The 25340-nt window shown below is 73.0% G+C and carries 17 protein-coding genes and 1 other RNA gene; 10 read left to right on the forward strand and 8 right to left on the reverse strand.

All coding sequences use genetic code 11. The features are described from left to right. Window positions 1-22 precede the first annotated feature (22 nt). The 6 genes from nadC to xth all read left to right on the forward strand — a co-directional run bounded on the left by nadC (window position 23) and on the right by xth (window position 5638). Window positions 23-922: a carboxylating nicotinate-nucleotide diphosphorylase gene (gene nadC, locus G6O68_RS22500; protein WP_165250901.1), complete on the forward strand. Its 900-nt coding sequence runs from the start codon at window positions 23-25 to the stop codon at window positions 920-922. Further along, entirely contained in the window at window positions 919-1986 is a 1068-nt protein-coding gene (locus G6O68_RS22505; protein WP_240911453.1) for a biotin--[acetyl-CoA-carboxylase] ligase, read from the forward strand. Before nadC ends, G6O68_RS22505 begins: the two co-directional genes overlap by 4 nt. 138 nt (window positions 1987-2124) lie before the next feature. Beyond that, window positions 2125-2562, forward strand: coding sequence for a hypothetical protein (locus G6O68_RS22510; protein WP_165250902.1), 438 nt, complete (start codon window positions 2125-2127; stop codon window positions 2560-2562). A 139-nt stretch (window positions 2563-2701) separates the two neighbouring features. Next, the gene (locus G6O68_RS22515) at window positions 2702-3577 is read left to right on the forward strand and encodes an SDR family oxidoreductase (protein WP_165250903.1); all 876 of its coding nucleotides are present in this window, start codon (window positions 2702-2704) and stop codon (window positions 3575-3577) included. 35 nt (window positions 3578-3612) lie between these two features. Beyond that, entirely contained in the window at window positions 3613-4833 is a 1221-nt protein-coding gene (locus G6O68_RS22520; protein ID WP_165250904.1) for a zinc-dependent alcohol dehydrogenase, read from the forward strand. Window positions 4834-4861: 28 nt separating this feature from the next. Beyond that, the gene (xth, locus tag G6O68_RS22525) at window positions 4862-5638 is read left to right on the forward strand and encodes an exodeoxyribonuclease III (protein WP_165250905.1); all 777 of its coding nucleotides are present in this window, start codon (window positions 4862-4864) and stop codon (window positions 5636-5638) included. A gap of 219 nt (window positions 5639-5857) precedes the next feature. On the opposite strand, the gene G6O68_RS22530 is transcribed toward xth, so the two are convergent. Both G6O68_RS22530 and rnpB read right to left on the reverse strand, forming a co-directional pair. Next, window positions 5858-7144: a sialidase family protein gene (locus G6O68_RS22530; RefSeq protein WP_165250906.1), complete on the reverse strand. Its 1287-nt coding sequence runs from the start codon at window positions 7142-7144 to the stop codon at window positions 5858-5860. A 307-nt stretch (window positions 7145-7451) separates the two neighbouring features. Then, window positions 7452-7926, reverse strand: an RNA gene (rnpB, locus tag G6O68_RS22535) — RNase P RNA component class A. Between the two features lie 310 nt (window positions 7927-8236). Between rnpB and G6O68_RS22540 the strand changes: the two genes are divergently transcribed. Together G6O68_RS22540 and G6O68_RS22545 are read left to right on the forward strand one after the other, a co-directional pair. Further along, window positions 8237-8752, forward strand: a complete 516-nt coding sequence (locus tag G6O68_RS22540) for an aminoacyl-tRNA deacylase (RefSeq protein ID WP_165250907.1) — start codon at window positions 8237-8239, stop codon at window positions 8750-8752. A gap of 327 nt (window positions 8753-9079) precedes the next feature. Further along, the gene (locus G6O68_RS22545) at window positions 9080-10069 is read left to right on the forward strand and encodes an acyl-ACP desaturase (RefSeq protein ID WP_240911458.1); all 990 of its coding nucleotides are present in this window, start codon (window positions 9080-9082) and stop codon (window positions 10067-10069) included. A 110-nt stretch (window positions 10070-10179) separates the two neighbouring features. Here the strand turns inward: G6O68_RS22545 and G6O68_RS22550 are convergent, their stop codons facing one another. The 4 genes from G6O68_RS22550 to G6O68_RS22565 all read right to left on the reverse strand — a co-directional run bounded on the left by G6O68_RS22550 (window position 10180) and on the right by G6O68_RS22565 (window position 14899). Further along, window positions 10180-11118: a DUF4394 domain-containing protein gene (locus tag G6O68_RS22550; protein ID WP_165250909.1), complete on the reverse strand. Its 939-nt coding sequence runs from the start codon at window positions 11116-11118 to the stop codon at window positions 10180-10182. A gap of 274 nt (window positions 11119-11392) precedes the next feature. Then, window positions 11393-11716 (reverse strand): hypothetical protein, encoded by a 324-nt coding sequence (locus tag G6O68_RS22555; protein WP_165250910.1) that lies wholly within the window; start codon window positions 11714-11716, stop codon window positions 11393-11395. A gap of 112 nt (window positions 11717-11828) precedes the next feature. Next, window positions 11829-14297, reverse strand: coding sequence for a serine/threonine-protein kinase (locus tag G6O68_RS22560; RefSeq protein ID WP_165250911.1), 2469 nt, complete (start codon window positions 14295-14297; stop codon window positions 11829-11831). Next, window positions 14294-14899, reverse strand: a complete 606-nt coding sequence (locus tag G6O68_RS22565; protein ID WP_165250912.1) for an RNA polymerase sigma factor — start codon at window positions 14897-14899, stop codon at window positions 14294-14296. The genes G6O68_RS22560 and G6O68_RS22565 overlap by 4 nt, the downstream gene beginning before the upstream one ends. Before the next feature lie 181 nt (window positions 14900-15080). Here G6O68_RS22565 and G6O68_RS22570 point away from each other — a divergent pair, with 181 nt between their 5' ends. Continuing rightward, window positions 15081-15887, forward strand: a complete 807-nt coding sequence (locus tag G6O68_RS22570; RefSeq protein ID WP_165250913.1) for a PEP-CTERM sorting domain-containing protein — start codon at window positions 15081-15083, stop codon at window positions 15885-15887. A 103-nt stretch (window positions 15888-15990) separates the two neighbouring features. Next, window positions 15991-20496 carry a PAS domain S-box protein gene (locus G6O68_RS22575; protein WP_165250914.1) on the forward strand — a complete coding sequence of 1502 codons (4506 nt, stop codon included), beginning with the start codon at window positions 15991-15993 and terminating at the stop codon, window positions 20494-20496. A 24-nt stretch (window positions 20497-20520) separates the two neighbouring features. Here G6O68_RS22575 and G6O68_RS22580 read toward each other — a convergent pair whose 3' ends face one another. Next, entirely contained in the window at window positions 20521-22032 is a 1512-nt protein-coding gene (locus G6O68_RS22580) for an efflux RND transporter periplasmic adaptor subunit (protein ID WP_165250915.1), read from the reverse strand. A 169-nt stretch (window positions 22033-22201) separates the two neighbouring features. Next, complete coding sequence (pruA, locus tag G6O68_RS22585) at window positions 22202-25264, reverse strand: L-glutamate gamma-semialdehyde dehydrogenase (protein WP_240911454.1); 3063 nt, start codon at window positions 25262-25264, stop codon at window positions 22202-22204. Window positions 25265-25340 lie beyond the last annotated feature (76 nt).

Below are 25340 nucleotides of genomic sequence, written 5' to 3' on the forward strand. Positions count from 1 at the left end.
CCGGCGAGTGAGGACGGACGCGATGCCCCACCCCGACCCCGGCTTCGGCGAGCCCGAGCGGCGAAACGCCGAGGCCCTGATCCGCATGGCCCTGGCCGAGGACCTCGGCGAGCGCGGGGACCTCACCACCACGGCCGTCATCCCGCCCCACGCGCGGGGGACGGCCCGGCTGGTCGCGCGGGCGCCGGGGGTGATCGCCGGCCTGCCGATCGTCGCCATGCTCCTCGAAGCGTTCGAAGTGGCCGACGGCTGGCGGCCTCGCAAGGCCGACGGCGACCGCGTGGCGGCCGGCGAGATCGTCGCCGACCTGGTCGGCGACTTCCGCGCGATCCTCGCGCTGGAGCGCACCGCGCTCGATTTCGTCCAGCGGCTCTCCGGGGTCGCCACCCTCACCTCGCGGTTCGTCGCGAGGGTGGAGGGGACCGCCGCGAAGGTCCTGGACACCCGGAAGACCACCCCCGGATGGCGGATCCTGGAGAAGTACGCCGTGCGCTGCGGCGGGGGCCGCAACCACCGCATCGGCCTGTACGACGCCGTCCTCATCAAGGACAACCACCTCGCCTGGCTCCGGACCCAGGGCGTGGCCGACCCGATCACCCGCGCCGTCGGATCCGCCCGCGCCGCCGCGCCGGCCGGAACGACGATCGAGGTCGAGGTCGACAACCTCGACCAGCTCGACGCGGCGCTGAAATGCCGGCCCGACATCGTCCTCGTCGACAACCTGGGCCCCGATGCGCTGGCGGAGGCGCTCCGCCGCCGCGACGCGCGGGCCCCGGGCGTGGAGCTGGAATCCTCCGGCGGCGTGACCCTCGACACCATCGCCGGTCTGGCCCGGACCGGGGTCGACCGGATCAGCGTGGGGGCCCTGACGCACTCGGCGATCGCCCTCGACGTGGCCTTCGACGTCTCAGCGGCCCTATGAGCGAAGGCCGATCACGCCCGACCTGGGTCGACGCCTCGCCGCCGGCCCTGAACATCCCGCTGCTGGATCGGCTCCGTTCCGCCGACGGTCCCGTCCCCCTCGGCGACCTCCCCGGCGACCCCGCCGCCGTCGTCGCCGACATCGACGCGCTGGCGGCCTTCGGCTTCGCGATCGACCGGCCGGCGGCCGGGGGCGTCGCGTACCGGGGGCCCTCGCCCCGGCTCTGCCCGGACCAGATCGAGCACGAGTTGGGGACGCTCCGGGTCGGCCGCCGCCTGGCGGTCTGGAGCCGACTGGGCAGCACCAACGACGTCGCCGCCCGCGCGGCCTCGTCGCCCGCCAACGACGGCCTGGTGGTGATGGCCGAGGAGCAGACGTCGGGCCGGGGCCGCCGGGGCCGCTCGTTCGTCGCCCCCCCGGGTTCGAGCCTGCTGATGTCGGCCCTGCTGTTCCCCCCGGCCGGGCTCGCGCCGGTGGGCCCGGATTCGGCCGCGGGGGTCGCCTGGCTGACGGTCGTGGGGGCGGTCGCCGTGGCCGAGCTGGTCTCCGACCGGACCGGGCGCGAGGCCCGGGTCAAGTGGCCGAACGACGTCCGGGTCGAGGGCCGGAAGGTCTGCGGAGTCCTCGTCGAGCGGGCGATCCGCGCCCTCTCGGCCGATGGGGCGGAGACCGCCGTCGTGGTCGGCGTCGGCCTGAACGTGAACGTCTCCGAGGCGGACTTCCCGGCGGAGCTTCGCGGCAAGGCGACCTCGCTGCGGATGCTGGCCGGCCGCGACTTCGACCGCTCCGACCTGGCCCGCGACCTGATCCGCCGCCTGGACCGCTGGTACGACGCCGTGCTCCGCGAAGGCCCCGCCGCCCTGTCGCCCGCCTGGCGGGCCCGTTGCGAGCACCTCGGCCGTCTCGTCCGCGTCGTCACCCCCTCGGGGGCCGTCGTCGGCCGCCTCGCCGACGTGGACCTTGAACTCGGCCTAGCCCTCGAACTCGACCGCGAACCCGGACCCGCCGCCGGGATCGTCCGCGTCCCGCTCGACGCCGTGACCGCCCTGGAGCCGGGCGGCTGACCGATCCGGCCTCATCGCCCGCCCCGCCCTCGGGATTTTCCTGGAACCGGGGGCGGGCCGTTCGGGTAACATGTCGAATCGAGATGTGCCGACGCGACGCGTCTCGTCCACCCCGAGGCCCGAGAGACGGAGGACGCCATGTCGACCCGATGGACCGATCCGGACTTCTCCGACCGGCCGAAGCCCGAGACGGCCGCCGATCGGAGGCCGCGCTTCCTGGGGATGCGTCCCGCCTTCGCCGGCGTCGCGACGCCCCTCCTGATCGTCGCGCTGGCGGCGACCGCGCTCGATCGCGCGGACCGTCCCTCGATTTCGCCCCGCCCGATGCCGCCGCGGCCCCCGCGAATCGGGATCTTCCCGGGGCCCGTCCGCGACCTCCAGCCGCCGCGAACGGCGGCGATCGACCCCCGGATGATCGTCCCGGCCCGCCCGGGGATCGACGAGGCGATGATCCATCAGGCCCGTCCCGACGTGGACCCCGGGATGATCGTCCCGGCCTTTCCGAGCCGGATCGTCCCCGACGTACCCGCCGCGCCGGCGGTCGTGCCGCTGGAGAGGATCGCCCCTCCTCGGTGATCGGCCGCGACGCGTCCTCGACGGGCTCGGACCGCCCCGGAAACCGATGGCGGCGGTATGACTTATGCTCATCAGATCCGGCGTACGGGCGCGGGGATCCGCGCCCTCGTTTCGAATCGAGACCGCCAGGAGACCCGCCATGAGCGACGACCCGCGCGAACGCGGACCGAAGCCCCCCCATCCTCCGCAGAAGCAGGTTCCGCCCGGCCTGGAATCCGAGATGGACCCGCTGCCGGACTTCGGCGAGGAGAGCTACGAGGGGTCGGGCAAGCTGGCGGGGAAGGCCGCCGTCATCACCGGCGGCGACTCGGGCATCGGCCGGGCCGTGGCGCTCGCGTACGCCCGAGAAGGCGCCGACGTCCTGATCTCGTACATGGCCGAGGAGGAGACCGACGCGCAGGAGACGGTCCGCGTCGTCGAGGCCGCCGGCCGGAAGTGCGTCGCCGTCCCGGGCGACATCCAGGAAGAATCCCACTGCCAGGCGATCATCGACCGCGCCGTGAAGGAGTTCGGCAAGGTCGACGTCCTCGTCAACAACGCCGCGTTCCAGATGGCCCGCGAGTCGATCGACGAGATCTCGACCGAGGAGTTCGACCGGACCCTCAAGACGAACCTGTACGCCATGTTCTGGCTGACGAAGGCGACGGTGCCCCACATGCCGGCCGGCGGCGCGGTGATCAACACGTCGTCGATCCAGGCCGACAACCCGAGCCCGGAACTGCTGCCGTACGCGATGACCAAGGCGGCGATGCAGAACTTCACCGGCGGCCTGGCCCAGATGCTCGGCAAGAAGGGCATCCGCGCCAACTGCGTCGCTCCGGGCCCGATCTGGACCCCCCTGATCCCCGCCACGATGCCGCCCGAGAAGGTCGAGAACTTCGGCAAGGACACGGCCCTCGGCCGCGCCGGTCAGCCGGCCGAACTCGCCCCCGCATTCGTGCTCCTGGCTTCGGACGAGGCCAGCTACATGGCCGGGGCGACGCTCGCCGTCACCGGCGGTCGTCCGCTCATCTGAGGCTGCCCCGCCGTTTCTCCAGGGAGGACACCCGCATGAAGGCCGTCGTTTTCCACGGGCTCGGGGACATCCGGCTCGACGAGGTCCCCGAGCCGAAGGTCGAGAAGGGGACCGACGCGATCGTCCGCCTCACCGCCAGCGCCATCTGCGGGACCGACCTGCACATGGTCCGCGGCACCATGCCCGGCATGGTCCCCGGAACGATCCTGGGGCACGAGGGGGTCGGCGTGATCGAGGACGTGGGCCCCGGGGTCCGCGACTTCAAGGTCGGCGACCGCGTGGTCGTCCCGTCCACCATCTGCTGCGGGACCTGCGCCTACTGCACCGCCGGCTACCAGTCCCAGTGCGACAACGCCAATCCGAACGGCAAGCAGGCGGGCACCGCGTTCTTCGGCGGCCCGGCGACGACCGGCCCGATCCAGGGCCTCCAGGCCGAGTACGCCCGCGTCCCGCTCGCCGACCCCACGCTCATCAAGCTGCCGGACTCGATGACCGACGACCAGGCGATCCTGCTGTCCGACATCTTCCCGACCGGCTACTTCGGCGCCGACGTCGCCGAGATCAAGCCCGGCGACACGGTCTGTGTCTTCGGCTGCGGGCCCGTCGGGCTGTTCGCCATCGTCGGCGCCCGGATGCTCGGGGCGGGGCGGGTCTTCGCCGTCGACACGCTCCCGGACCGCCTGGCGAAGGCCCGCGAGCTGGGCGCCGAGACGATCGACTTCAACGCCGAGAGCCCCATCGAACGCCTCAAGGAGCTGACGCAGGGGATCGGCGTGCTGCGGGCGATCGACGCCGTCGGCGTGGACGCCTATCGCCCCGAGAGCGGCCCGGCCTACGCCGAGTCGCGGGCGATGAAGTCGCAGTTCAAGGAGGAGCAGAAGGAGGTCCTGCTCGAAGGTTCGGGAGCGACCTGGGGGGGCCAGTGGGTCCCCGGCGACGCCCCGTCGCAGGTGCTCACCTGGGCCGTGCAGGCGCTGGCGAAGGCCGGGACGCTGTCGATCATCGGGGTTTACCCGGAGTCGATGACCCGTTTCCCGATCGGCAACGCGATGATGAAGAACCTGACGCTCCAGATGGGCAACTGCCCGCATCGGAAGTACATCCCCAGGCTCATCGAGGCGGTCGCGGCTGGGGAGGTCGACCCGACCCGGGTGCTGACCGAGATCGAGCCGATGACCGACGCCATCTCCGCCTACAAGGCTTTCGACAGCCGCAAGGCGGGCTGGCTGAAGGTGGAACTCAAGCCCGGGGAGTGACCGGCCGGCCGCGCGGTAGAATGGCGGCATGAAGATCGCCACCTACAACGTCAACGGCATCCGCGCCCGGCTCCCCGTGCTGCTCGACTGGCTCGCGGCCTCGCGGCCGGACGTCGCCTGCCTGCAGGAACTGAAGGCCGCGGACGAACTGTTCCCCGAGGACGCCGTCCGCGAGATCGGCTACGAGGCCGTCTGGCACGGCCAGAAGGGTTTCAACGGCGTCGCCATCCTCGCCCGGGGTGAGAAGCCGAGGGAGGTCCGCCGCGGCCTCCTCGGCGACCCCGAGGACGTCCACAGCCGCTACATCGAGGCCGAGGTCGGCGGAATCACGGTCGGTTGCCTCTACCTGCCCAACGGCAACCCCGCGCCGGGGCCGAAGTTCGACTACAAGCTGCGGTGGTTCGACCGGTTCCTCGCGCACGCCGACTCGCTGATCGCGCAGGGCGGCCCCGTCGTCCTGGCGGGCGACTACAACGTCATCCCCGCCGAGATCGACGCCCGCACGCCCCAGCGCTGGGCCGCCGACGCCCTCTTCCTGCCCGAGTCCCGCGAGGCCTACCGGCGAGCCCTCGCGCAAGGCTGGACGGACGCGCTGCGGACGCTCCACCCGGAGGCGAGGATGTACACCTACTGGGACTATTTCCGGGGCGCCTTCGAGCGCGACGCGGGCATCCGCATCGACCACCTGCTGCTGAGCCCGGACCTCGCCCCCCGGCTCGTCGCCGCCGGCGTGGACCGCGACGTGCGCGCCTGGGAGAAGACCAGCGATCACGCGCCGACGTGGGTCGAGATCGCGGCGGATTAAGAGGTCGTCCTCTCGTCGGCATTCGCACGTCCTCCCTTCCCCTCGGTGGGGGAAGGCGGCCGAAGGCCGGATGAGGAGGACCCTCCAGGTGGACGGCGCGAGGACGCGACGGATGCTCGGCCCGTTGGGTTCTCCGCCGGCTTCCGTGTTCGTCGACCCCTCATCCGCCCCTCCGGGGCACCTTCTTCCTCAAGGGGAGAAGGGCGTCTGTCGCCTCGATCACTCCCCCTCCGGCCGGAACCATTCCTCGCCGAGGATGCGGCCGAGGAGGAAGAACTTGCGGTCGGGGTACCACAGGACGGCGCGGCCGTTTCGGACGGTGGAGCTGGCGTACATCGCCAGGTCGAGCCGGCCGGGGGTGCCGGGCTTGCCCAGGGCGACGCCGTCGTGGTCCATGAACAGGCGGGGCTCGTCGAACCAGACCGGCTGATCGGCCTCGGCCTGGAACCGGCCGGCGGCCAGGTGGATCGGCCGGCGATGCTGCCCGGTGTCGGCCGGGCCGAAGCCCTTGTAGTGGCCGTCGTGGTTGTGCAGGAAGAGAGCGTAGCGTCCGCTGCCTGCCGCCTCGCCCCCCACGTCGTAGATCGGGCAGGGGGAGAGCGGGTGGAGCAGGGGGGCGCCGCCGTCCTTCCGCAGGAGGACGCGGGGCTCGCTCCAGGTCTCGCCGCCGTCGCGGCTCTGCGACCAGTAGGGGCTGCCGGCGGCCGTGCGCATCACCACGAACAGCCGGCCGTCGGGGAGCTTCACGATCGAGGGCTCCTGGCAGGCGCTGCGATCGGGATGGCCGGGGAAGGGGACCGTCAGCGCCTTCTCGTTCGAGGCGAACCACGAGATCGCCAGGTCGCGGGGCTCGGGGCAGTCGTCGACGTTCTCGAACCGCATGAACTCGACGCGGGCGTCGGCCGCTCGCCAGTCCTTCGTCGTGTTGGGGATGACGGCGTAGCTGGTCCAGCGCGTGAACCCGGCGAGGTACTTGCCCCCCTCGGCCAGCCGCAGGGGCTTCTGCCAGCAGAGCATGTTCGGCGGCATCGTCGGGTCGGGGTTGTCGTGGACGCTCCGCGCGACCGGGACGTCCTGGGGCTCCGACCAGGACTTGCCGGCGTCGTCGCTGGTGACGCCCCGGAGCCAGCCGGTGTGGTGGAAGAACGTGTCGTGCTTGCCGATATGCTGGCTGTAGAGGACGTAGATGCGTCCGGTCTTCGAGACCAGCGGGTAGCCCCAGCTCGCCATGGGGCCGTCGCCCGGCTTCTTCGGGCCGGCGACGATCCGGGGGTCGGTCCAGGTCTTGCCCTCGTCGTCGCTGCGGGCGAAGGCGATGTGCTGGTCGGCGGGCATCGCGGCCGAGTAGTTCTCGACCGAGCTCTGGGTCCAGACCGCCATCAACGAGCCGTCGGGGCCGTGGAACACCAGGAAGTGCTCGTTGCCCGTGTCGGCGGCCTCGCCGTCGCGCACCCTGGGGATGAAGACGACGAAATCGGGCTTCGTGGCGCGAATCTCGGTCGCCATCCGCGACCGGAGGTCCTCGGCGTCCCGGATGACCGCCTTCGGGGCCGGGGCCTGACCGAAGGCCGACGCCCCGCACGCCCCGAAGACCAGCGCGACGACCGATGCGGACCGAAACCTGCCGATGGGCGAGCCTCCCGAGGGTTCGACGGCCGCGCGATTCCTCCCGGGCGGCGTTTCACCCATGTTACGACCCCGGCGCGGGACGATCGAGGCCCCGGCGGCGGGCCCGGCTCGTCGTCCCGGGATGGGTCGAGGTGGGTGCTGTCGTTCAACCCGCGTCGGGAAAGGGCGGGAAAGTTGAGGGGGCGTCGCGACGGGCGGCGTAAGCCGGATTCTGTCGAAGGTCGGAGGGGACGAAAACGCCCCGGCCGACCTCGGATGATCATTTCTCTGGGACGCCGGTCTCCCGACGCCTCGAGCGACCTACCCGGGAGTCGATGACGGGTCGGGCCGACCCGTGCGGGACGAAGGCTCGCGAGGTCCGGTCTCCCGGCCCTTCGACGCCCACGCTGTTCCCGCTGCTCCCCTATTTGGTCTTGCTCCCGGTGGGGTTTGCCGAGCCAGGCCGGTCGCCCGGCCTGCTGGTGAGCTCTTACCTCACCGTTTCACCCTTACCGCGGCTCCCGGACCGAAGTCCCGTCGCCGAGGCGGTTTGCTTTCTGTGGCACTTTCCCTATCCGAAGGCGCGAACGCCCCGGACGGTGGGCGTTACCCACCACCGAGCCCTGTGGAGTCCGGACTTTCCTCCGCGGCACGTCCCCCAGGCCGGTCCGCGCCCGCCGGGTCTCCCCGACGCGCCCGAGACGCCCTGGGGCGCCGCGGCGATCATCTCGCCCGCCGCGAAGCCCTCTCAACATCTTAGGAGGTTTACCCCCCGTACCCAAGACGAATTCGACTCCGGAAGGTTCGAAAACCACGTCGGATCCCGGGCGGGACCCTCATCAGCCCCGGATCGCCGGGGGCTTCAGGGATTTTCGGTGGTTTGCGCAGATTGTAGCGGATGAGAGGGTCTCGAAAAGTGTAGGAATGATCGTCGGGCGAGTTGCGGGGTCTTATACTTCGGTCGACGACCCATCTCCCGGAGGCACACCGATGTATCTCACCGAGTATCTCCGCAGCCGTCGCGTCTGGTTCAAGCCCCTCCCGCACGCCCCGGCCTCCTCGGCGGAACGGCTGGCGAGCCAGATCCACGTCTCGGGGCGGGCGGTGGCCAAGGCGGTCCTGGTCCGCGTCGGCCCCGAGGATTGGCTGGCGGTCCTGCCGGCGACCTCGCGGATCGATGTCGCCCGGCTGGCCGAGGCTCTCCAGCGCGATCCGTCCGAGGTCCGCCTGGCGACGATCGAGGAGGTCGCCCGCCGCTTCCCCAACTGCGAGCCCGGCGCCCTGCCGCCGTTCGGCCGGATGTACGGGATCGGCACGGTGCTCGACGCCTCGCTCGCGCTCCAGGCCGAGATCGCCTTCGCCGGACACACCCGGCACGAGGGCCTGCGGATGCGTTTCGCCGACTTCGAGGCCGTCGAGGCCCCGCTCCGAGCCGAGTTCGCCGCCCCCATTTCACCCCCCCCCGGGCCCGGCCCCTCGCCGACCCGCCGCCGCCGCGCCGGCTGATCGGCCGACCCCTCCCGTCCTCCGGCCGTCGCGTCCCGGCCTCCCCCCGGCCGGGTCGCGGCGCGTCGGCCCGTCGCCTCCCCGCACCCCGGGATCGACCACCACCTCGTCAAGCCGATCGAGCCCATCGGCACCCCGCCGACCGGATGACGCTTCGCCCTGGTTCGCCATTTCGCCCAGAGTCTCGACGGTCGGGCCGATGGGCTTGCGAGGGCCGGGTCGGGCACGCTTCCTGCGTAGGCAGATGTGTCGACTTCCGGTAATGTCGGGAGTGCGGGATGCAGGCTGATGGGTCGTCAAGGATCGTTGGGGTGATGTTCCGTGAATATGATCGAGAGTCTGGAAGGGCACGTCGCGGAGCACCTGTCGCTGCTGACGCCGGTCGACCAGATCTGGCAGCCGACCGATTATCTGCCCGACCTCACCGCCGAGGACTGGTCCGAGCGCCTGCGCGACTTCCGCGAGTCCGCGCGGTGCCTGCCGGACGAGCTGCTGGTGGTCCTGGTCGGCAACATGGTCACCGAGGAGGCCCTCCCGAATTACGCGGTCTCCCTGGAGCACATCGCCAAGGATCCCACCGGCGCCGGAGACGACCCCTGGGCGACCTGGCTGCGGGGCTGGACGGCCGAGGAGAACCGCCACGGCGACCTGCTCAACGCCTACCTCCGGCTGACCGGCCGCGTCGACATGCGGGCCGTCGAGGTGACGATCCACCACCTGATCCGCAACGGCTTCGCCCCCGGCCACGAGACCCACCCCTACGAGGGCCTCATCTACGCGTCGTTCCAGGAGCGGGCCACCCGGATCACGCACGGCAACCTCGCCAAGAAGGCCGCGGATCGGGGCGAGGAGAACCTGGCGAAGATCTGCCGCAAGATCGCCGCCGACGAGACCCGCCACGAGCTGTTCTACACCCGGATCGTTTCGGAGCTGTTCGAACGCGACCCGGAGACGACCCTGATGTGCTACCGCGCGGTCCTCAAGCGGGTCGTCATCATGCCCGGCAGCCGGATGACCGACGGCCGCGACCCGGACCTCTTCGAACACTACGGCGACGTGGTGCAGCGCACCGGCATCTACACCTCGCGCGACTACGCCTCGGTCATCCGCCACCTGAACAACGCCTGGGGCCTGAAGGACCGCTCCTTCGGCGGCAAGGCGGCGAAGGTGCAGGACTACCTCTGCAACCAGCCCGAGCGCTACGATCGCCTCGCCGAGGAGCGGCGCGGCCGGCCGACGGAGGAACTCCCGAGCCACGCCTTCTCGTGGATCCACGGCCGCTCCGTCGGCGAAGTGCGCCGAGGCCCGGCGCTCTGACCGGGGATCGCCCGACTGAGACGCGGAAACGCCGCGGCTTCGGGGCCTTCCAGGGGAAAGCTGCCGAGGCCGCGGCGTCCGTCCGGTCGCTCGATCGCGGATAGGAATCGTCAGTCGCGCGAGGCGCGGCGGGCGCCCCTGACGCGGTAGGCGGCGATCCCGGCGGCGGCGAGGCCGGCCAGGACGATCGAGGAAGGCTCGGGGACGGCGTTGGGGGCGACGGCCAGGCCCCGGATCGTGCCGAACCCGTCCGGCAAAGCGCCGACGAGCGAGGCGGCGCCGGTGGCCAGGTCGATCGTGTACAGCCCCGCGAGGCTGCCCACGTTGAGCACGGCGTATGCGGTGTTCGAGCCTCCGGGCCCGGCGAGGATGTCGAAGCCGGCGTCCGACTCGAAGTCGAGCACGGCGCCGTTCAGGGTGACCTGCGCGATGGTGCTCAGCACGCCGGTGTTGTTCGCCAGGGTCGCCAGCGCGTTCAGGTTGGCGTCGAGCACGTACTGGACCGTCGTGGCGGCCGCGACGCCGAACGCGCTGTTGGTGTAGGCGTTGGCCACGATCTGCGGCGCGACGCCCGCGTTGGCGTCGCCGGCGGCGTAGAACAGCGGGACGGTGGCCGCATCGGAGGCCGTGCCGTTGTTCGGGTTGTAGACGATGTTCTCGCCCAGCTCGCTCACCGTCCGGAGGCGGTCGATGACCGGGTTGAAGTCGATGCCCACCTTGTCGCTGCCGGTCGGCGTCACCCCGGCGCTGCTGGCCAGGGTCAGCTCGCCGGTGTTGACGTTCACGGTGAAGTAGCGGTCCGCGACGTCGTCGTAGCCGTAGAGCTGGCCGGTGAGCGGCCGGAAGTCGATGTCGTCCAGGCTCGCCCCCGCGCCCGAGAGCGACAGCGAGATGGTCGACGGCGTCCCCGGCGTCGAGAGGTCGAAGACGTGCAGCGTGGTGCCGCCGTTGCCGAGCACATACCCCGTGGAGCCCGCCGAGGCGGCGGTCGGGATGACCAGGATGAGGGCGGCCGACAGGGCCGTGCCGATCGCATGAAGCTTATTCAAGGCGGTTCTCCGTAAAGCGACCTCGGGGCCGATCGCCGCGTCGGCCCGGGCCTGCTCCGCCCGAGGCGCCGCGTGATCGGTCGGCGCGGCGGGGTGCCGCGCCCGACTTCCTTGAACTGCCCCCAGAGGCCGCTTTCGGTTCACCTTAATCCAAATTCAGGCTCGGGCGAGGCCGCCTGCGATCGTCACGGAATTCGTAAGTCCTGAATTTCTTTGTCCTAGCGAATTCGTCGGGCGGCCGTCGCGATATGCCGCCGGGGCTCGGCCTTCAGCCTCAGGCTCCGGTCTCGACCTCGTCGTCTTCCTCGTCGAGGGCGTCCCAGTCGAGGTGGAACGGCAGCCGATAGGTGCCGTCGAGGATCTGCACCAAGGTGACGAGGTGATGGTAGAGGCTCAGGCGGTCGGCGAGCTTCAGCGCGGGCGGCCAGGGGACGTCGGGGCCCACGCCGACGTCGTCGGCGCCGCGCTTGGCGTCGTCGAGGATCGCGTTGAAGCGGCCGATTTCCTCGATTGCGGCGACTTCGGCCAGGCCGGCTTCCCGCAGGTCGGCGATCAACGCGAGGGCCCCGGCCCTGGCGATCTCGGCTCGCTTCCTCATCGGTCACGACCTCCCGAAGCCCTGCGCGGCCGGCCCGTCGCGGCGGCGCGACCATCGGGGTCGAGTCTATCGGCCGGCCTCCGGATGCACAACGACCCTGCCGGGGTCGCGTTCAGCGGTCGGGTTCGGCGGCGGCCAGGCGGACGTACTTCTCGCGGAGGCCGGCGAGGTGGCGGCGGCAGACCTCGTCGTCGGGGGCGAGATCGAAGGCGGCGGCGGCCTCGGTCAAGGCGGCGCGGAGGGAACGCTCGACGGCCTCGCGGTCGTCCGCGGCCCAGCCGTCCTTCGCCTGCTGCTCCAGGGCCCGGCTCAGCATCATGCGGGCCTCGACCGAGGCGGGGTCGCGGGCCGTCACGGCGCGGGCCAGCGCGTCCAGCCAGGCGGTCGTGCGGCGCGCCTCGTCGACCCGCCCGGCGCGGCGGGCCTCGGCGGCCCAGGAGCAGCCGAGATGGGTGAGGCGATCGAGCACATCGTCCCGGAAGTCGCGGGGGAGTCGCCGCCCGGCGAACCGTCCGTCCAGCTCGACCGTGAGCCGTCTCGCCGTCTCGTCCGGGGCGATGCGGAGGTCGGCGGCGGCCTCGGCCGACGAGCGGAGCTGGCAGGCCGTCAAATCGGCCAGGAGGGTGTTCAAGGACTGCGGGACGCGCGCGCCTTCGGGGAGCCGGTCGTAGGCCAGCCAGGCGGCGTCGGTCGCCGCCGCGGTCGCCGACGACAGGCCGTGGGTCTCGTCCTCCAGGACGGCGAGCGAGGCGAGCAGGCCCATAATCGGGTCGTCGGTCCGGTCGCGAAGCTCGCGGAACCGTTCGGCGTTCGCCCGCGAGATCCGCCTCGCCGCGTCGGGCTCGCCGTGTTCGCGCAGCCAGAGGGCGAGCTGGGCGCGCGAGCTGTGCAGGATCACGAACGAGTCGAGGGCCCGGAATTCGCCCGCGTGGGGCGCCAGGGCCCGGTCCACCCGGAGGAATTCGGCCTCCGCTTCGGCCGCGTCGGGCCCCTGAGCGAGGAACTGCCCGCGCCGGACGACGACCTCGGCGAAGCGGATCGCGCGCTCGATCTTCGCGTCGGCCGGCGGCGCGTCGGCCCCGGGCGCCAGTAGGTCGGCGGCGTCGGCCAGGAGCCGGACGCTGTCGTCCCGAGCCCCCGCGCGGTCGCGGTGCTCGGCGAGCTTCATCTCCAGGCCGGCGACCGCGACGGCGTGGCGCGCGGCGATCTCGGGGTTGCGACGGAGCTTGGCCGTGAGGGCGAGCACCGCCGCCGTCGCGTCGTCGGCGCGCTGGCTGGACGAGCGCTCGGGCGCGTCCACGGCCTGGCGGAGCAGGTCCACCAGGTCGGCGACCGCCGCGTCGGCCGTCGCCTCGCCCTCCAGGGCCCGCGTCAACGCGGCCTCGGCGCGACCCCGCTGGTGTTCCGACCGCCGCCACAGGACGGTCAGGCCGACGAGGGCGACGAGCACCGTGGCGGCGAGCGCGGCGGCCAGCGCCGCGAGCGCCGGCCGGCGTCGGCACCACCGCGCCAGCCGTCCGGCGGCCGAGACGGGGCGGGCGCGGATCGGGAAGCCGTCCAGCCAGCGCCGCAGGTCGTCGGCCAGGTCCGCGGCCGAGGCGTAGCGGCGCGCCGGGTCCTTCGCCAGGCAGGTCAGGGCGATCGTCTCCAGGTCGAGCGGGAGGCCCGGCGCGAGCGCCCGGGGCGGCGTGGGGCCGGCCGACCTCGGCACGCCCGGGTCCTCGATCGGCCGGCCGCCGCGGGACGGCGGCCGATTCGTCAGCAGCGCGTAGAGCGTCGCCCCCAGGGCGTACACGTCGGCGGCCGGCCCGAGGGCGCCGGGCCGGCCGGCCGCCTGCTCGGGCGCCATGAACGCGGGCGTCCCGCGCACGCCGAGCGCCTCCCAGCCGCCCGCCGCGTCGGCCTCGTCGCGGGCGACGCCGAAGTCGGAGAGCAGGGGGGTGAGCTCGGACCAGTCGGCGCCCGGCGGGCCGTCCAGCAGGATGTTGGCCGGCTTCAGGTCCAGGTGGAGCAGCCCCGCCCGATGGATCGCCTCGACGGCCCGGGCGACGGCCTCGATCAGCCTCGCGGCCTCGCGCGGCGGGATCCGGCCGGCACCCGCGCCCCGGCGCAGGCTGCCTCCGGGGATCAGGTCGAGGATCAGGTAGAGTCGGCCGTCGTGCTCGCCCGCCTCGTGCAGCCGGACGATGTTCGGGTGCCGCACCCGGGCGGCCGCGCGCGCCTCGCGGAGCCATCGGCCCCGCGCCCGGTCGTCGAGGGCCGGGCCCCCACCCAGGACCTTGACGGCGACCCGCCGGCCCAGCTTGGGCTGCAACGCCTCATAGACCACGCCCGAGCCGCCCCGCCCCAGTTCCGCCCCCAGGACGCAGCCGGGGATCTCCGGCGGCGTCCCGGGCGGATCCTGGCGGGGGCCGTCGCCGGTCTCGGTGGAGTCGAACCGGGCCAGGCTTTCGAGCCGTTCGCGGCATGCGGGGCAGGCGGCGAGGTGCGATTCCAGCGAGCCGAAGGCGTCGGCGTCCAGCGAGTCGGCCCCCAGGCGGAGGAGGGACTCGGGCGGGGGGCAGATCCCGGCCGGCGTCACGGCCGGACTCCGGCGTCGGCCCGCGCCGCCTCCTCGCGGAGCATCCGGCGGACCCGCTTCTGGGCGGCGAAGGCGGCGGCGTACGAGAGCCCGGCGGCCTCGGCCGCCTCGCGGACCGGGGCGTCCTCGACGGCGATGCTCCAGAAGACCTGCCAGGTCCGGGCGTCGACCCGGCGGCGGACGGCCTCCTGCACCCGCGCGGCCTCTCTCAGGAGGGCTGGGCGGCCGGGATCGTCCGGGCCTTCCGGCTCGTCGTCGATCGTCGCGGCGGCGAGGTCTCCGGCGGGCGGCCCGACGCGGGCCTCCTCGGCCCGCAGCCGTCGCCAGTGGTCCACGGCGCGGGAGCGGCAGAGCCGGCCCAGCCAGGCGCGGAACCGTCGGCCGGGGTCGTAGCGGTAGCCCCGCATCCGGCCAGCCAGCTCGATCCAGATCCGCTGGCAAAGCTCCTCGGTCGCGTCGGGGTCGAACCGGTAGCGTCGGACGTGCCGCCGGATCGCCCGGTCGTATCGGAGTACGAACGCCGACCAGGCGTCGTGGTCGGCCCAGTCGCCCAGGCGTTCGAGCAGGGCCCCGTCGGTGGTCTCGCCTTCGTGCAGGAGCATGCCGCGCCTCCCCAAAGGTGCCGTCCGGCCGATCCGAATCGATCCGCGTCGGCGAGTTAATCCACTTCGTCATGATTGGTGGACGCCCGCGACCCGCCCATCCTAACCGGACCCGGGGCGGCGGGCGACGCCGTTGTTTTTTTCCCGCGGGCGATGCCGCCGGATCACCCAGGAGCCTCCCATGCCCCGACCGAACGCCCTCAAATCCGCCGCCACGGCGGCCTTCTGCGGCCTGGCTTTCGCCACGTCCGCAGCCGCCGACATGATCGACTTCGAGACCCGCCCCGATGGATCCACGCCCGTGGACGACGCCCGGCTGGTCAGCCCGTACGCCATCGCGGGCGGGGGCTCGGTCCGCTTCTTCTTCGATGTGAACGGGAACGACCGGTTCGACCTGGGGGTGGACGCCTTGCCCCGGTTCGAGGCCAGGGGCGAGGACGGGACCGACGGATTCGTCTCCAGCACGGCCCCCGGGCCGTTCGACCGGGCACGGGAGGGCTACGGCCTTCAGCTCGGCCGCTGGTTCCTACGCCAGCCCGACGGCATCGGCGTGCTGCCGGGGCCGTTCCTGATCGAGTACGACACGACGCAGGTCATCCGGGAGTTCTCCGGCGAGATCTGGGACATCGACGGCGGGGAGCAGTGGCGGGTCGACGTGTTGAACGGGACGGGATCGATCCTGACTACGCTGCTCTCGCCCCAGGGGGTCGGCCGTAACGACCCCGCCACCCTCGACAGCCTCCCCTGGAACTTCGGCTTCAAGGGCCTGCCGGACGGCGTGAAGTCGATCCGCCTGACCTTCGTGGGGACGAAGACGGACGGCATCGGCCTGGCGTTCAACAACTTCAGCCCGACGTTCGCCGTGCCGGGCTCGGTCGTCCCCGAGCCGTCGAGCCTGGCCCTGATGGCGATCGGCCTGGCCGCCGCGGCGGCGGGCCGTCGCCGGCGCATGGTCGCGGGCATGGGATTTGCGAAAACACCGCGTTAGAATTCGATGAGGGCCTCGTCGATCCCTGCCCGCCGCGTGGCGTGCCTGCGGTCCCGGCCCGATGTCGCCGGCCTCCGGCGGCGAGCCGAGCCGAGGGGCGGGGATGGGCGGGGAGTCGGAACGGAACAACCTGCTGGGGGTCGGCGCGCTGGCCCTCCTGGTCGTGGTCAACGGGACCGTCTCGTACCGCAAGGCCGAGACGGTCCGCTTCGCCGCCGCGCGGGCGACCCGGGCCGAGGAGGTCCTGGTCGCGCTGGCGGACCTGCGCGCCGACGCCCGCGACGAAGCCTGGCCCCGCGTCCGCGAGGGGGTCGCGCGGCTGGCGACCCTCGCGGCCGACGATCCCGTGCAGGCGGCGCGGGTCGCCGCGCTGGAGGCGGGGATCGTCGCGTCGAACGGGCGGGGCCTCCCCGCCGACGCGGCGCGGGCGATCGAGGACGACGCGAAGGCCCGGCTCGCACGCCGCCGCGGCCAGGTGGACAGTGCGTACGCCGACGCGATCCGCTTCGGCGCGGCCGCGGTCGTCTCCAGCCTGCTGGCGATCGCGGCGGCCGGCTGGCTGCTGATCCGGGGGGCCGCCGTCCGCCGCCGCACCGAGCGCGAGCGGGCCCGGCTGGCCGACATCGTGCAGTCGTCGGACGACGCGATCATCGCCGAGTCGCTGGCCGGCGTGGTCGAGAGCTGGAACCCCGGCGCCGAGGCCCTCTTCGGCTACACGGCCGAGGAGATGATCGGCCGGCCCATCGACCCGATCATCCCGCCCGACCGCCGCGACGAGGAACGCCTCATCCTGGGACGCATCGCGCGCGGGGAGCGCCTGGAGCACTTCGATACGGCCCGACTGACCAAGGACGGCCGCCTCGTCGACGTCTCGGTCAGCGTCTCCCCGATCCGCCACGCCGACGGCCGGGTGGCGGCCGCGGCGAAGGTCGTCCGCGACGTCACCGGCCGCAGGGAGGTGGAGGCCCGGGCGCGCGAGGCCGCCGCGGCGAACGCCAAGTTCCGCACCCTGTTCGAGCAGGGCTTCCAGTTCGCGGGCGTCCTCTCCACCGACGGCGTGCTGGTGGAGGCCAACCGCGCGTGCCTGGCGTTCTGCGGCTTCACGCGCGACGAGGTGCTGGGCCGGCCGTTCTGGGAGTGCGGCTGGTGGGACCGCTCGCCCGAGCTGGTGGAGATGGTCCGGGACGCCTGCGAGCGGGCGGCGGCGGGGGAGGCCTTCCGCGGCGAGAGCCCCTACTTCCTGGCCGACGGCTCGATGCGGCACGTCGACATGTCGATCGCCCCGGTGGTGGACGAGGAGGGCCGCGTCCTCTTCCTCTCGCCGACCGGCGTCGACGTCACCGACCGCCGCCGCGCCGAGGACGCCCTGCGCGAGAGCGAGGCGCAGCTGCGGGAGTTCGCCGACGCCGCCCCGGCCATGCTCTGGGCGACCGACGAGGCGGGCTGGTGCACGTTCCTCTCCCGGGGCTGGTACGAGTTCACCGGCCAGGGCGAGGAGGAGGGCCTCGGGTTCGGCTGGCTGGCGGCCGTCCACCCGGAGGATCGGCCGACCGCCGAGGCGGCGTTCCGGGACGCCCTCGCCCGCCGCGGGGCCTACTCGTTCGAGCATCGCCTGCGGCGCGCCGACGGGTCGTACGGCTGGGTCATCGACGCCGGCCGGCCGCGGATCTCGGCCGAGGGCGCGTTCCAGGGCCACGTCGGCTCGGTCATCGAGATCAGCGACCGCAAGGCGGGCGAGGAGTCGCTCCGGCGCTCCGAGGAGCGCTACCGCACCCTGTTCACGTCGATCGACCAGGGGTTCTGCGTGGTCGAGGTGCTGTTCGAGGAGGGACGCGGGGTCGACTATCGGTTCGTCGAGGCGAACCCCGTGTTCGAATCCCAGACGGGACTGAAGGAGCCGGCGGGGCGGCGGGCGCTGGAGCTGGTCCCCGATCTGGAGCCCCACTGGGCCGAGGCCTACGGCCGGGTCGCCCGGACCGGGGAGCCCGTCCGGTTCCTCCAGGAGTCGCCCGCGTTGGGGCGCTGGTTCGACGTCTACGCGTTCCGGATCGGCGAGGCCGGCGGGGACCTCGTGGCCATCCTGTTCACCGACGTCTCGGAGCGGAAGCGGGACGAGGAAGAGCGGGAGCGGCTCCACCGCCACGTCGCGTACGAGCGGGAGCGGCTGGCCGAGGCGTTCGAGCGGTCGCCGGCGTTCGTGGCCGTGCTCCGGGGGCCCGACCACGTCTACGAGCGGGCGAACCCGCGGTACGTCCAGCTCGTCGGCCGTCGCGACCTGCTGGGCCGGCCGATCCGGGAGGTCGTGCCCGAGGTGGAGGACCAGGGCTACTTCGAGATCCTCGACCGGGTCTTCCGGACGGGGAGGCCGTATGTGGCCGTCGACCGCCCGGTGCGGCTCGCCCGGGGCCACGGGGGGGCGATGGAGGACCGCTGGCTGGACTTCGTCTTCCAGGCGCTCCACGACCCGGACGGCCGCATCTCCGGGATCCTCATCCACGGCATCGACCTGACCGATCGCAAGCGGGCCGAGGACCAGCTCCGCGAGAAGGACCAGCGGCTCCAGCTCCTGCTGGACAACGCGGCCGACTACGCCGTGGTGATCACCGATCCGGAGGGGGTCGTCGTCGACTGGGCGGGGGGCGCCGAGGCGATCACCGGCTTCGCCCCGCACGAGGTCCTGGGCCGGCCGATCGAGTTCCTGTTCACGCCCGAGGATCGCGCCTCCGGCGTCCCCGCGAGGGAGCGGGCGGCGGCGGCCCGCGAGGGCCGGGCCGAGGACCGGCGCTGGCACCTGCGCCGGGACGGCTCCGAGTTCTTCGGCGAGGGGGTGCAGGTCCCCCTGCGGGACGAGGCCGGGCTGCACGGCTTCGGCAAGGTCCTCCGCGACGCGACGGCGCGCAAGCGGGCCGAGGAATCGGTCCGGTTCCTGGCCGACGCCAGCGCCTCGCTCGCCGAGCTGGTGGACCACGAGAGCACCCTGCGCCGGATCGCCAACCTCGCCGTCGTCGGCTTCGCCGACTGGTGCGCCGTCGACGTCCTCGACCCCGCCGGGGCCCGCCGGCGGCTGGCGGTCGCCCGCGCGGACCGGTTGGAGGACCCGCCGGACCGGGGGGCCGACCCGACCGGCCGGGAGTCGGACGAGGTTGCCGGCGTGATCCCCCACGTCCTCCGCACCGGGGAGCCCGAGGTCGTCTTCGACCTCGCCGACCTGGACCCCGAGGCGGCCGCCCAGGGGCCCGCCCGGATCGCCCGGCTGCGGGGCCTGGGGGTCCGCTCCTACCTGTGCGTGCCGCTGCTGTCGCGCGGTCGGGTGGTCGGCGGGATCTCGTTCCTGAGCGCCTCCGGCCGCCGCCGGTTCGGCCCCGACGAGCTGCGGCTCGCCCAGGACCTGGCCGAGCGGGTGGCCGTGGCCGTCGAGAACGCCCAGCTCTACCGCGCCCTCCAGGAGACCGACCGCCGCAAGGACGAGTTCCTGGCGACCCTGGCCCACGAGCTGCGCAACCCGCTGGCCCCGGTCCGCAACGGCATGCAGATCCTCCGCCTGGGCCCCGCCGCCGGCGAGGCCCGCGAGCGCACCCTGGGGATGATGGACCGCCAGCTCGCCCACCTCGTCCGCCTGGTGGACGACCTGATGGACGTCTCCCGCGTGACCAGCGGCAAGGTGGTCCTGCGGCGCGAGCGCGTCGAGCTGCGCGAGATCGTCGAAGCGGCCGTCGAGACCAGCCGGCAGATGATCGACGGCGGCGGCCACGAGCTGGTCGTCCGCGTTCCCGAGGGGCCGCTGCCGCTCGACGCCGACCGCACCCGGCTCGTCCAGGTGGTCTCCAACCTGCTCAACAACGCCGCCAAGTACACGCCGCAAGGGGGCCGGATCGAGGTGTCCGCGGCCCTCGAAGGGGCGGCCGTCGCGATCCGGGTCGCCGACGACGGCATCGGCGTCCCGGCCGAGATGCTCCCCCGGATCTTCGACATGTTCACCCAGGTCGGCGCGTCGCTGGACCGGGCCCAGGGGGGCCTCGGCATCGGCCTGACGCTGGTCCGCCGCCTCGTCGAGCTGCACGGCGGCTCGGTCTCCGCCGAGAGCGCCGGGGCGGGGAAGGGGAGCGCCTTCCTCGTCCGCCTCCCCCTGGCCCTCGACCTCGGCCGCGACCCGGATCGACGGGCCGTGGTCCGTGCCGCCGACCCGTCGGCCGAGGGCGACGCGGGTCCCGGGGCCGGGCGGGTGACGATCCTGGTCGTCGACGACAACCGCGACTCCGCCGAGAGCCTGGCCGCGCTCCTGACGATGAAGGGCCACGAGGTCCGCACGGCGCACGACGGCCCCGAGGCCCTGCGGGTCCTGGCGGACTTCCGCCCCCGCCTGGTGCTCCTGGACCTGGGGCTCCCCGGCATGAGCGGCTACGAGGTCGCCCGCCGCGTCCGCGAGAGCCCCGCCCTACGCGGCGTCGAGCTGGCCGCCCTCACCGGCTGGGGCCAGGACGAGGACCGCCGCCGCACCCGCGAGGCCGGCTTCAACCACCACCTCGTCAAGCCCGCCGACCCCGTCGCCGTCGAGGCCATCCTCGCCGGCCTCGAACCCCCCGCCCCCGATCGCGAAGGGCCGCGCTGAGGCGGGCGGGGGGCGGCCGCCTCATCAGAGCAGGTGCGGCGAAGCGGCGGCGAAGGCCTCGCGCTTCTCGCGCTCGGACATGAGCTTGACGGGGTCGAGGGAGACCACGTCGCCTTCCTGGAGGCCCTCGACGACCTCGATCAGCTCGGCGTTGCTGGCGCCCAGGCGGACGGCCCGGCGCCGCATGCCGTCCGGGGTCGAGACGTAGACGAAGTTCTCGGGGCCGACCTGGAGGACGGCCTTCATCGGGACGGCCAGCAGGTCCTCGGCCTCGCTCACGAGGATCTCGACCTTCGCCATCATCCCCGGCCGGAGCTGGGTCATGGAACCGTCGATCGTGACCTTCGCGGTGTAGAGCCGCACGTCGATCGCGTCGCGGCCCATCGGGTCGGCGAGCGGCTGGACGGCGGTCACGGAGCCCTTGAGGTTCAGGCCCGGGAAGGCGTCCACCCGGATCCGGGCGCGCTGACCCGGGCCGATCCGGCTGATCACCGACTCGTCGACCTTGGCGTCGACCCGCATCGACGCGACGTCCGGGATCCGGATCAGGACCTGGCCCTCCCGCGCGGTCGTCCCCTCCTGGATCATCGCCTGCTCGCTGCCGCGCCGGCCCATCGCGTCGTTGGCGTGGACGATCAGGCCGTCGGCCGGCGCGTACATCTTGCAGCGCTCGACCAGCCCCTCGTACTTCTTCTGCTTGGAACGCTCCAGCGCGAGCTTGGCCTGCTTGGTCATCTCGTCGCTCTTGGCCTTCTGGACGCTCGCCTGCAGCTCGATGATCTGCTTCCGCTTGGTGAACTCTTCCAGGACGTGGATCGTGGTCTTGGCGCGGTCGAGCGAGATCTCGGTGTTGGCCTTGGCGTCCCGATCGGCCACGGTCTGCGACTTGGCCACGAACCCGCGGCGATACATCCGGGTGGACCACTCGTAACGCTCGTCGGCCTGCGAGAGGTTGGTCCGGGCCATGGTGAGCGTGATGTCGGCGTTCTGGCGGGTCTGGGGGTAGGTCCCCCCCTCGTATTCGCGGAGGGCGAACTCGGCGACCTCGCGGGTCTTGAGGGCGTTCTGGACGTCGGCCTCGGCCTGCTGGATCGTGATCAGCTCGTTCGTCAGCTTCTCGCGGAGGGCCGAGGAGTCCAGCTCGCAGACCAGGTCCCCCTTCTTGACCGTCGTGCCGTCGGGGATGATGTACAGGATCATCGTCTGGCCTTCGACCCGGTTGACGACCTCGCGGTTCAGGGCGCTCTCGATCGTCCCTCGGGCGTCGACCGTCACCGGCAGCCGCGTCCGCGCCGCGCGGAAGAGGGGAGTCCCGCCGCCGACCACCTTCGACGACCAGGGCTTCCCCGGCAGGAGCGCGTAGGCGACCCCCGCCGCGGCGACGACCGCCAGGATGATCAGGACGGTCGGCAACCGTCGCGGGGCGCGCGCGGTCGCCGGGGCCAGGGCCCCGCCGCCGTGGCCGTCTGCGGCGTGCGGCGCCGGTCCGTTCGCCGAAGGTCGAGCTTCCACGGTCGTTTGCGTCGCGACGGCCATGCGTCCCCCTCTCCGTTTCCCTCGTCGCCGCCGATCCTGGCGCGGCCGACGCCTCGCGCGCCCGTGGGATCAGGCCCGCGAACACTTTCGAGATGGTCCTCCTGAATTCAGCGTCGCGCGAAGCCGATCGGGGCGGAGAATCCGGGGCGACGGTCGACTTTCCGGCCGGTCACTCCCCCGAGGACGCGGACAGGTCCTCCGGCGCGAAGCCCCGGCGCATCGTGTTCTCGGTGATGGAGCGGGTGAGGAGGAACTCCAGCAGGTACTCCGACCCGCCGGCCTTGGCGCCCACTCCCGAGAGCTTGAAGCCGCCGAACGGCTGGCGGTCCACCAACGCGCCGGTGATCGTCCGGTTGATGTACAGGTTGCCGACCCGGAACTCCCGTCGCACGCGCTCGATCGTCGCCGGGCTGCGGGAATAGAGCCCGCCGGTCAGGGCGTAGGACGTGCCTTCGGCGATCGCCAGGGCCTCGGACAGGTCGCTCGCCCTCATCACGGCCAGGATCGGGCCGAAGATCTCCTCCTGCGCCGTGCGGGCGCAAGGCGCCACGTCGGCGACGATCAGCGGGCCGACGAACGTCCCCCGGTCGGCGATCGCCGCGACGTCCACGTCGAGGATCACGCGACCCTCCCCCTCGGCCGTCTCGCGGGCCTCCAGGATCCGTTTGCGGGCCTCGAAGTCGATGACCGGGCCGACGAACGTGTCGGGGTCGTCCGCCGGGCCGACCTGGAGCGCCTTGCCGGCCTCGGCCAGCCGGGCCACGAAGGCGTCGTAGGCCCCCTCCAGCACGATGACCCGCGAGCAGGCCGAGCACTTCTGGCCGGCGTAGCCGAACGCGCTTTGCAGCACGCCGACGACCGCCTCGTCGAGATCGGCGTCGTCGTCCACGATGACCGCGTTCTTCCCCCCCATCTCGGCGATCACCTTCTTGACGTGGTCCTGCCCCGGAGGCGTCTCGGCCGCCTGCCGGTTCAGGAGCAGGCCCACCTGCCGCGACCCGGTGAACGAGACCACGTCCACCCGGCGGTCGTTCACCAGGGCCTGGCCGACCTCCTCCCCCTCGCCGGGGAGGAACTGCAGCGCGCCCGCCGGGGCGCCCGCCTGGTGGAGGATCGCGACCATCTTCGCGGCGATCACCGGCGACTGCTCGGCCGGCTTGAGGATCACGGCGTTCCCCGCGACCAGAGGCGCGACGGTCATGCCGCAGGGGATCGCCAGCGGGAAGTTCCACGGCGGGACGACCACGACCACCCCGCGCGGGAGGCGGTCGCAGACGTTGGTCTCGCCGGGGACGTCGCGGCGGCGGGGCTCGGCCAGGCGGATCATCTCGCGGGCGTAGAACTCGCAGAAGTCGATCGCCTCGGCGACGTCGGCGTCGGCCTCGCGCCAGGGCTTGCCGCACTCGAAGACCTCCCACGCCGCCAGCTCGAACTTCCGCGACCGCATGATCGCCGCGGCGCGGACCAGTACCTCCGCACGCTCCTCGACCGGGGTCGACGACCACGAGGCGACCGCGGCGCGGGCGACGGCCAGCGCGCGGTCGGCGTGGCCGGCGTCGGCCGTGGCGACCCGCCCCACCACCCGCGAGGTCCGGCTGGGGTCCAGCGACTCGGCGAGCCGCTCGGGGGTCTCGACCGCCCGGCCGTCGACCATCAAGGGATAGGTCCGTCCCAGCTCGGCCTCGACCTGGCGGAGGGCCTCGGCCATCGCCTCGCGGTTCTCGGCCCTGGCGAAGTCGGTGACGGGCTCGTTGCGGAACGGCGGCAGCCCGGCGGGGGCCTGGGGCGGGGGCGTGGATCGTCGCGAGAGCGTCCGCATAGCTCCGGCCTCCTCGGGGTCGCGCAGGAGTTCGTCGGCCGCGGCGCCCGACGCGCCACTGGCCTTCAGGAAGGACTCGTTCGAGGTGTTCTCCAGCAGCCGGCGGACCAGGTACGCCATCCCCGGCAGCATCGCGCCGTAGGGGGTGTAGACCCGGACCCGATTGCCGCGCTCGACCAGGGCGTCGTTGATCGCGTCGCCCATGCCGTGGAGCGTCTGGAGTTCATACGCGTCGATCGGCAGGCCGATGACCTCGGCCGTGGCGATCGCGTGGGCGAGGCTCCGCAGGTTGTGGCTGGCGATCGCCGGCCGCAGGTTCGCCCGGCGCTCCATCAGGTAGCGGGTGCAGCGCTCGTAGTTCGCGTCGGTCCGCCGCTTCTCCAGGTAGACGGGCTCGGGCCAGCCGTGGCGGCGGGCGGTGAGGACCTCGTAGTCCCAGTACGCCCCCTTCACCAGGCGGACGGTGATCGGCGCCCCGCGACGCTCGACGAACGAGTCGAGCCGCCGCAGCTCGGCCTCGGCGTCGGGCTGGTACGCCTGCACGACGATGCCGACGTCGGGCCAGTCGCGGAACTCGGGCTCGGAAAGCACGGCCTCGAACAGGTCGTAGGTGAGCGTCCGGTAGTCGTACTGTTCCATGTCCACGTGGACGTAGGCCCCCAGCTCGCGCGCGGTGCGGAGGATCGGCCGCAGCCGCGCGGCGACGCGGTCGAGCGTGGCCTTCGGGCTGATGGGGTCGAACCAGGTCGTCAGGCTGGAGAGCTTGAGCGAAAGGTTGACGCGGGGGAGGGGGCCCTCGGCGTCGCGGTCGATCCGGGGGATCTCGGGACGCGCGGCGAGCGGGCCGGCGAGGCCCCGGATCAGGTCGAGGCAGGTCCGCTGGTAGGCGTCGGCCTCGCGCTCGCTGATCACGGCCTCGCCCAGCAGGTCGGCCGTGAACGCGACGCCCCGGGACCGGAGCTTGAGCACGGTCTGGAGGGCCTCGTCGGGCGTGGCGCCGGCGATGAACTTGCGGGCCATGACCTCCGCCGCGGCGGTCGCGGTGCGGGCGAGGATCGCCTCGCGGTCGGAGCCCGGCGGGGCCAGGGCGACCGAGGTCCGCAGCCACCACGGCACGCGGCCGCCGGCCTCGCCCAGATATTCCGCCAGGTGACGCCGCACGGCCGACGGCCCTTTCAGGGCGGGCAACACGTCGATGAACCGGAAGAGCTGGACGCGGACCTCGGGGTCGTCCAGCGTCGCCCCCATGAAGCGGTCCTCCCACCAGGCCCGCCGCCACGGCCGCGACGCCCGCGCGACCCGATCGAACAGCTCGCGCCCGACCTCGCGCGTCCGCCGCTCGATCGCCTCCCGGTCGGCCGGCCCGATCGCCCCGGGCCGCCCGCTCGTCATCGCCGCCGAGGTCGTCGCCATGATCCCCGCCTTTCGCCGCCAGTCGCCGCGTGTCGCTCCCCGATCGATTCTACGGGCGCCGACAACCGGCGGTGCG

Source organism: Paludisphaera soli (assembly GCF_011064595.1).
Lineage (GTDB): Bacteria > Planctomycetota > Planctomycetia > Isosphaerales > Isosphaeraceae > Paludisphaera > Paludisphaera soli.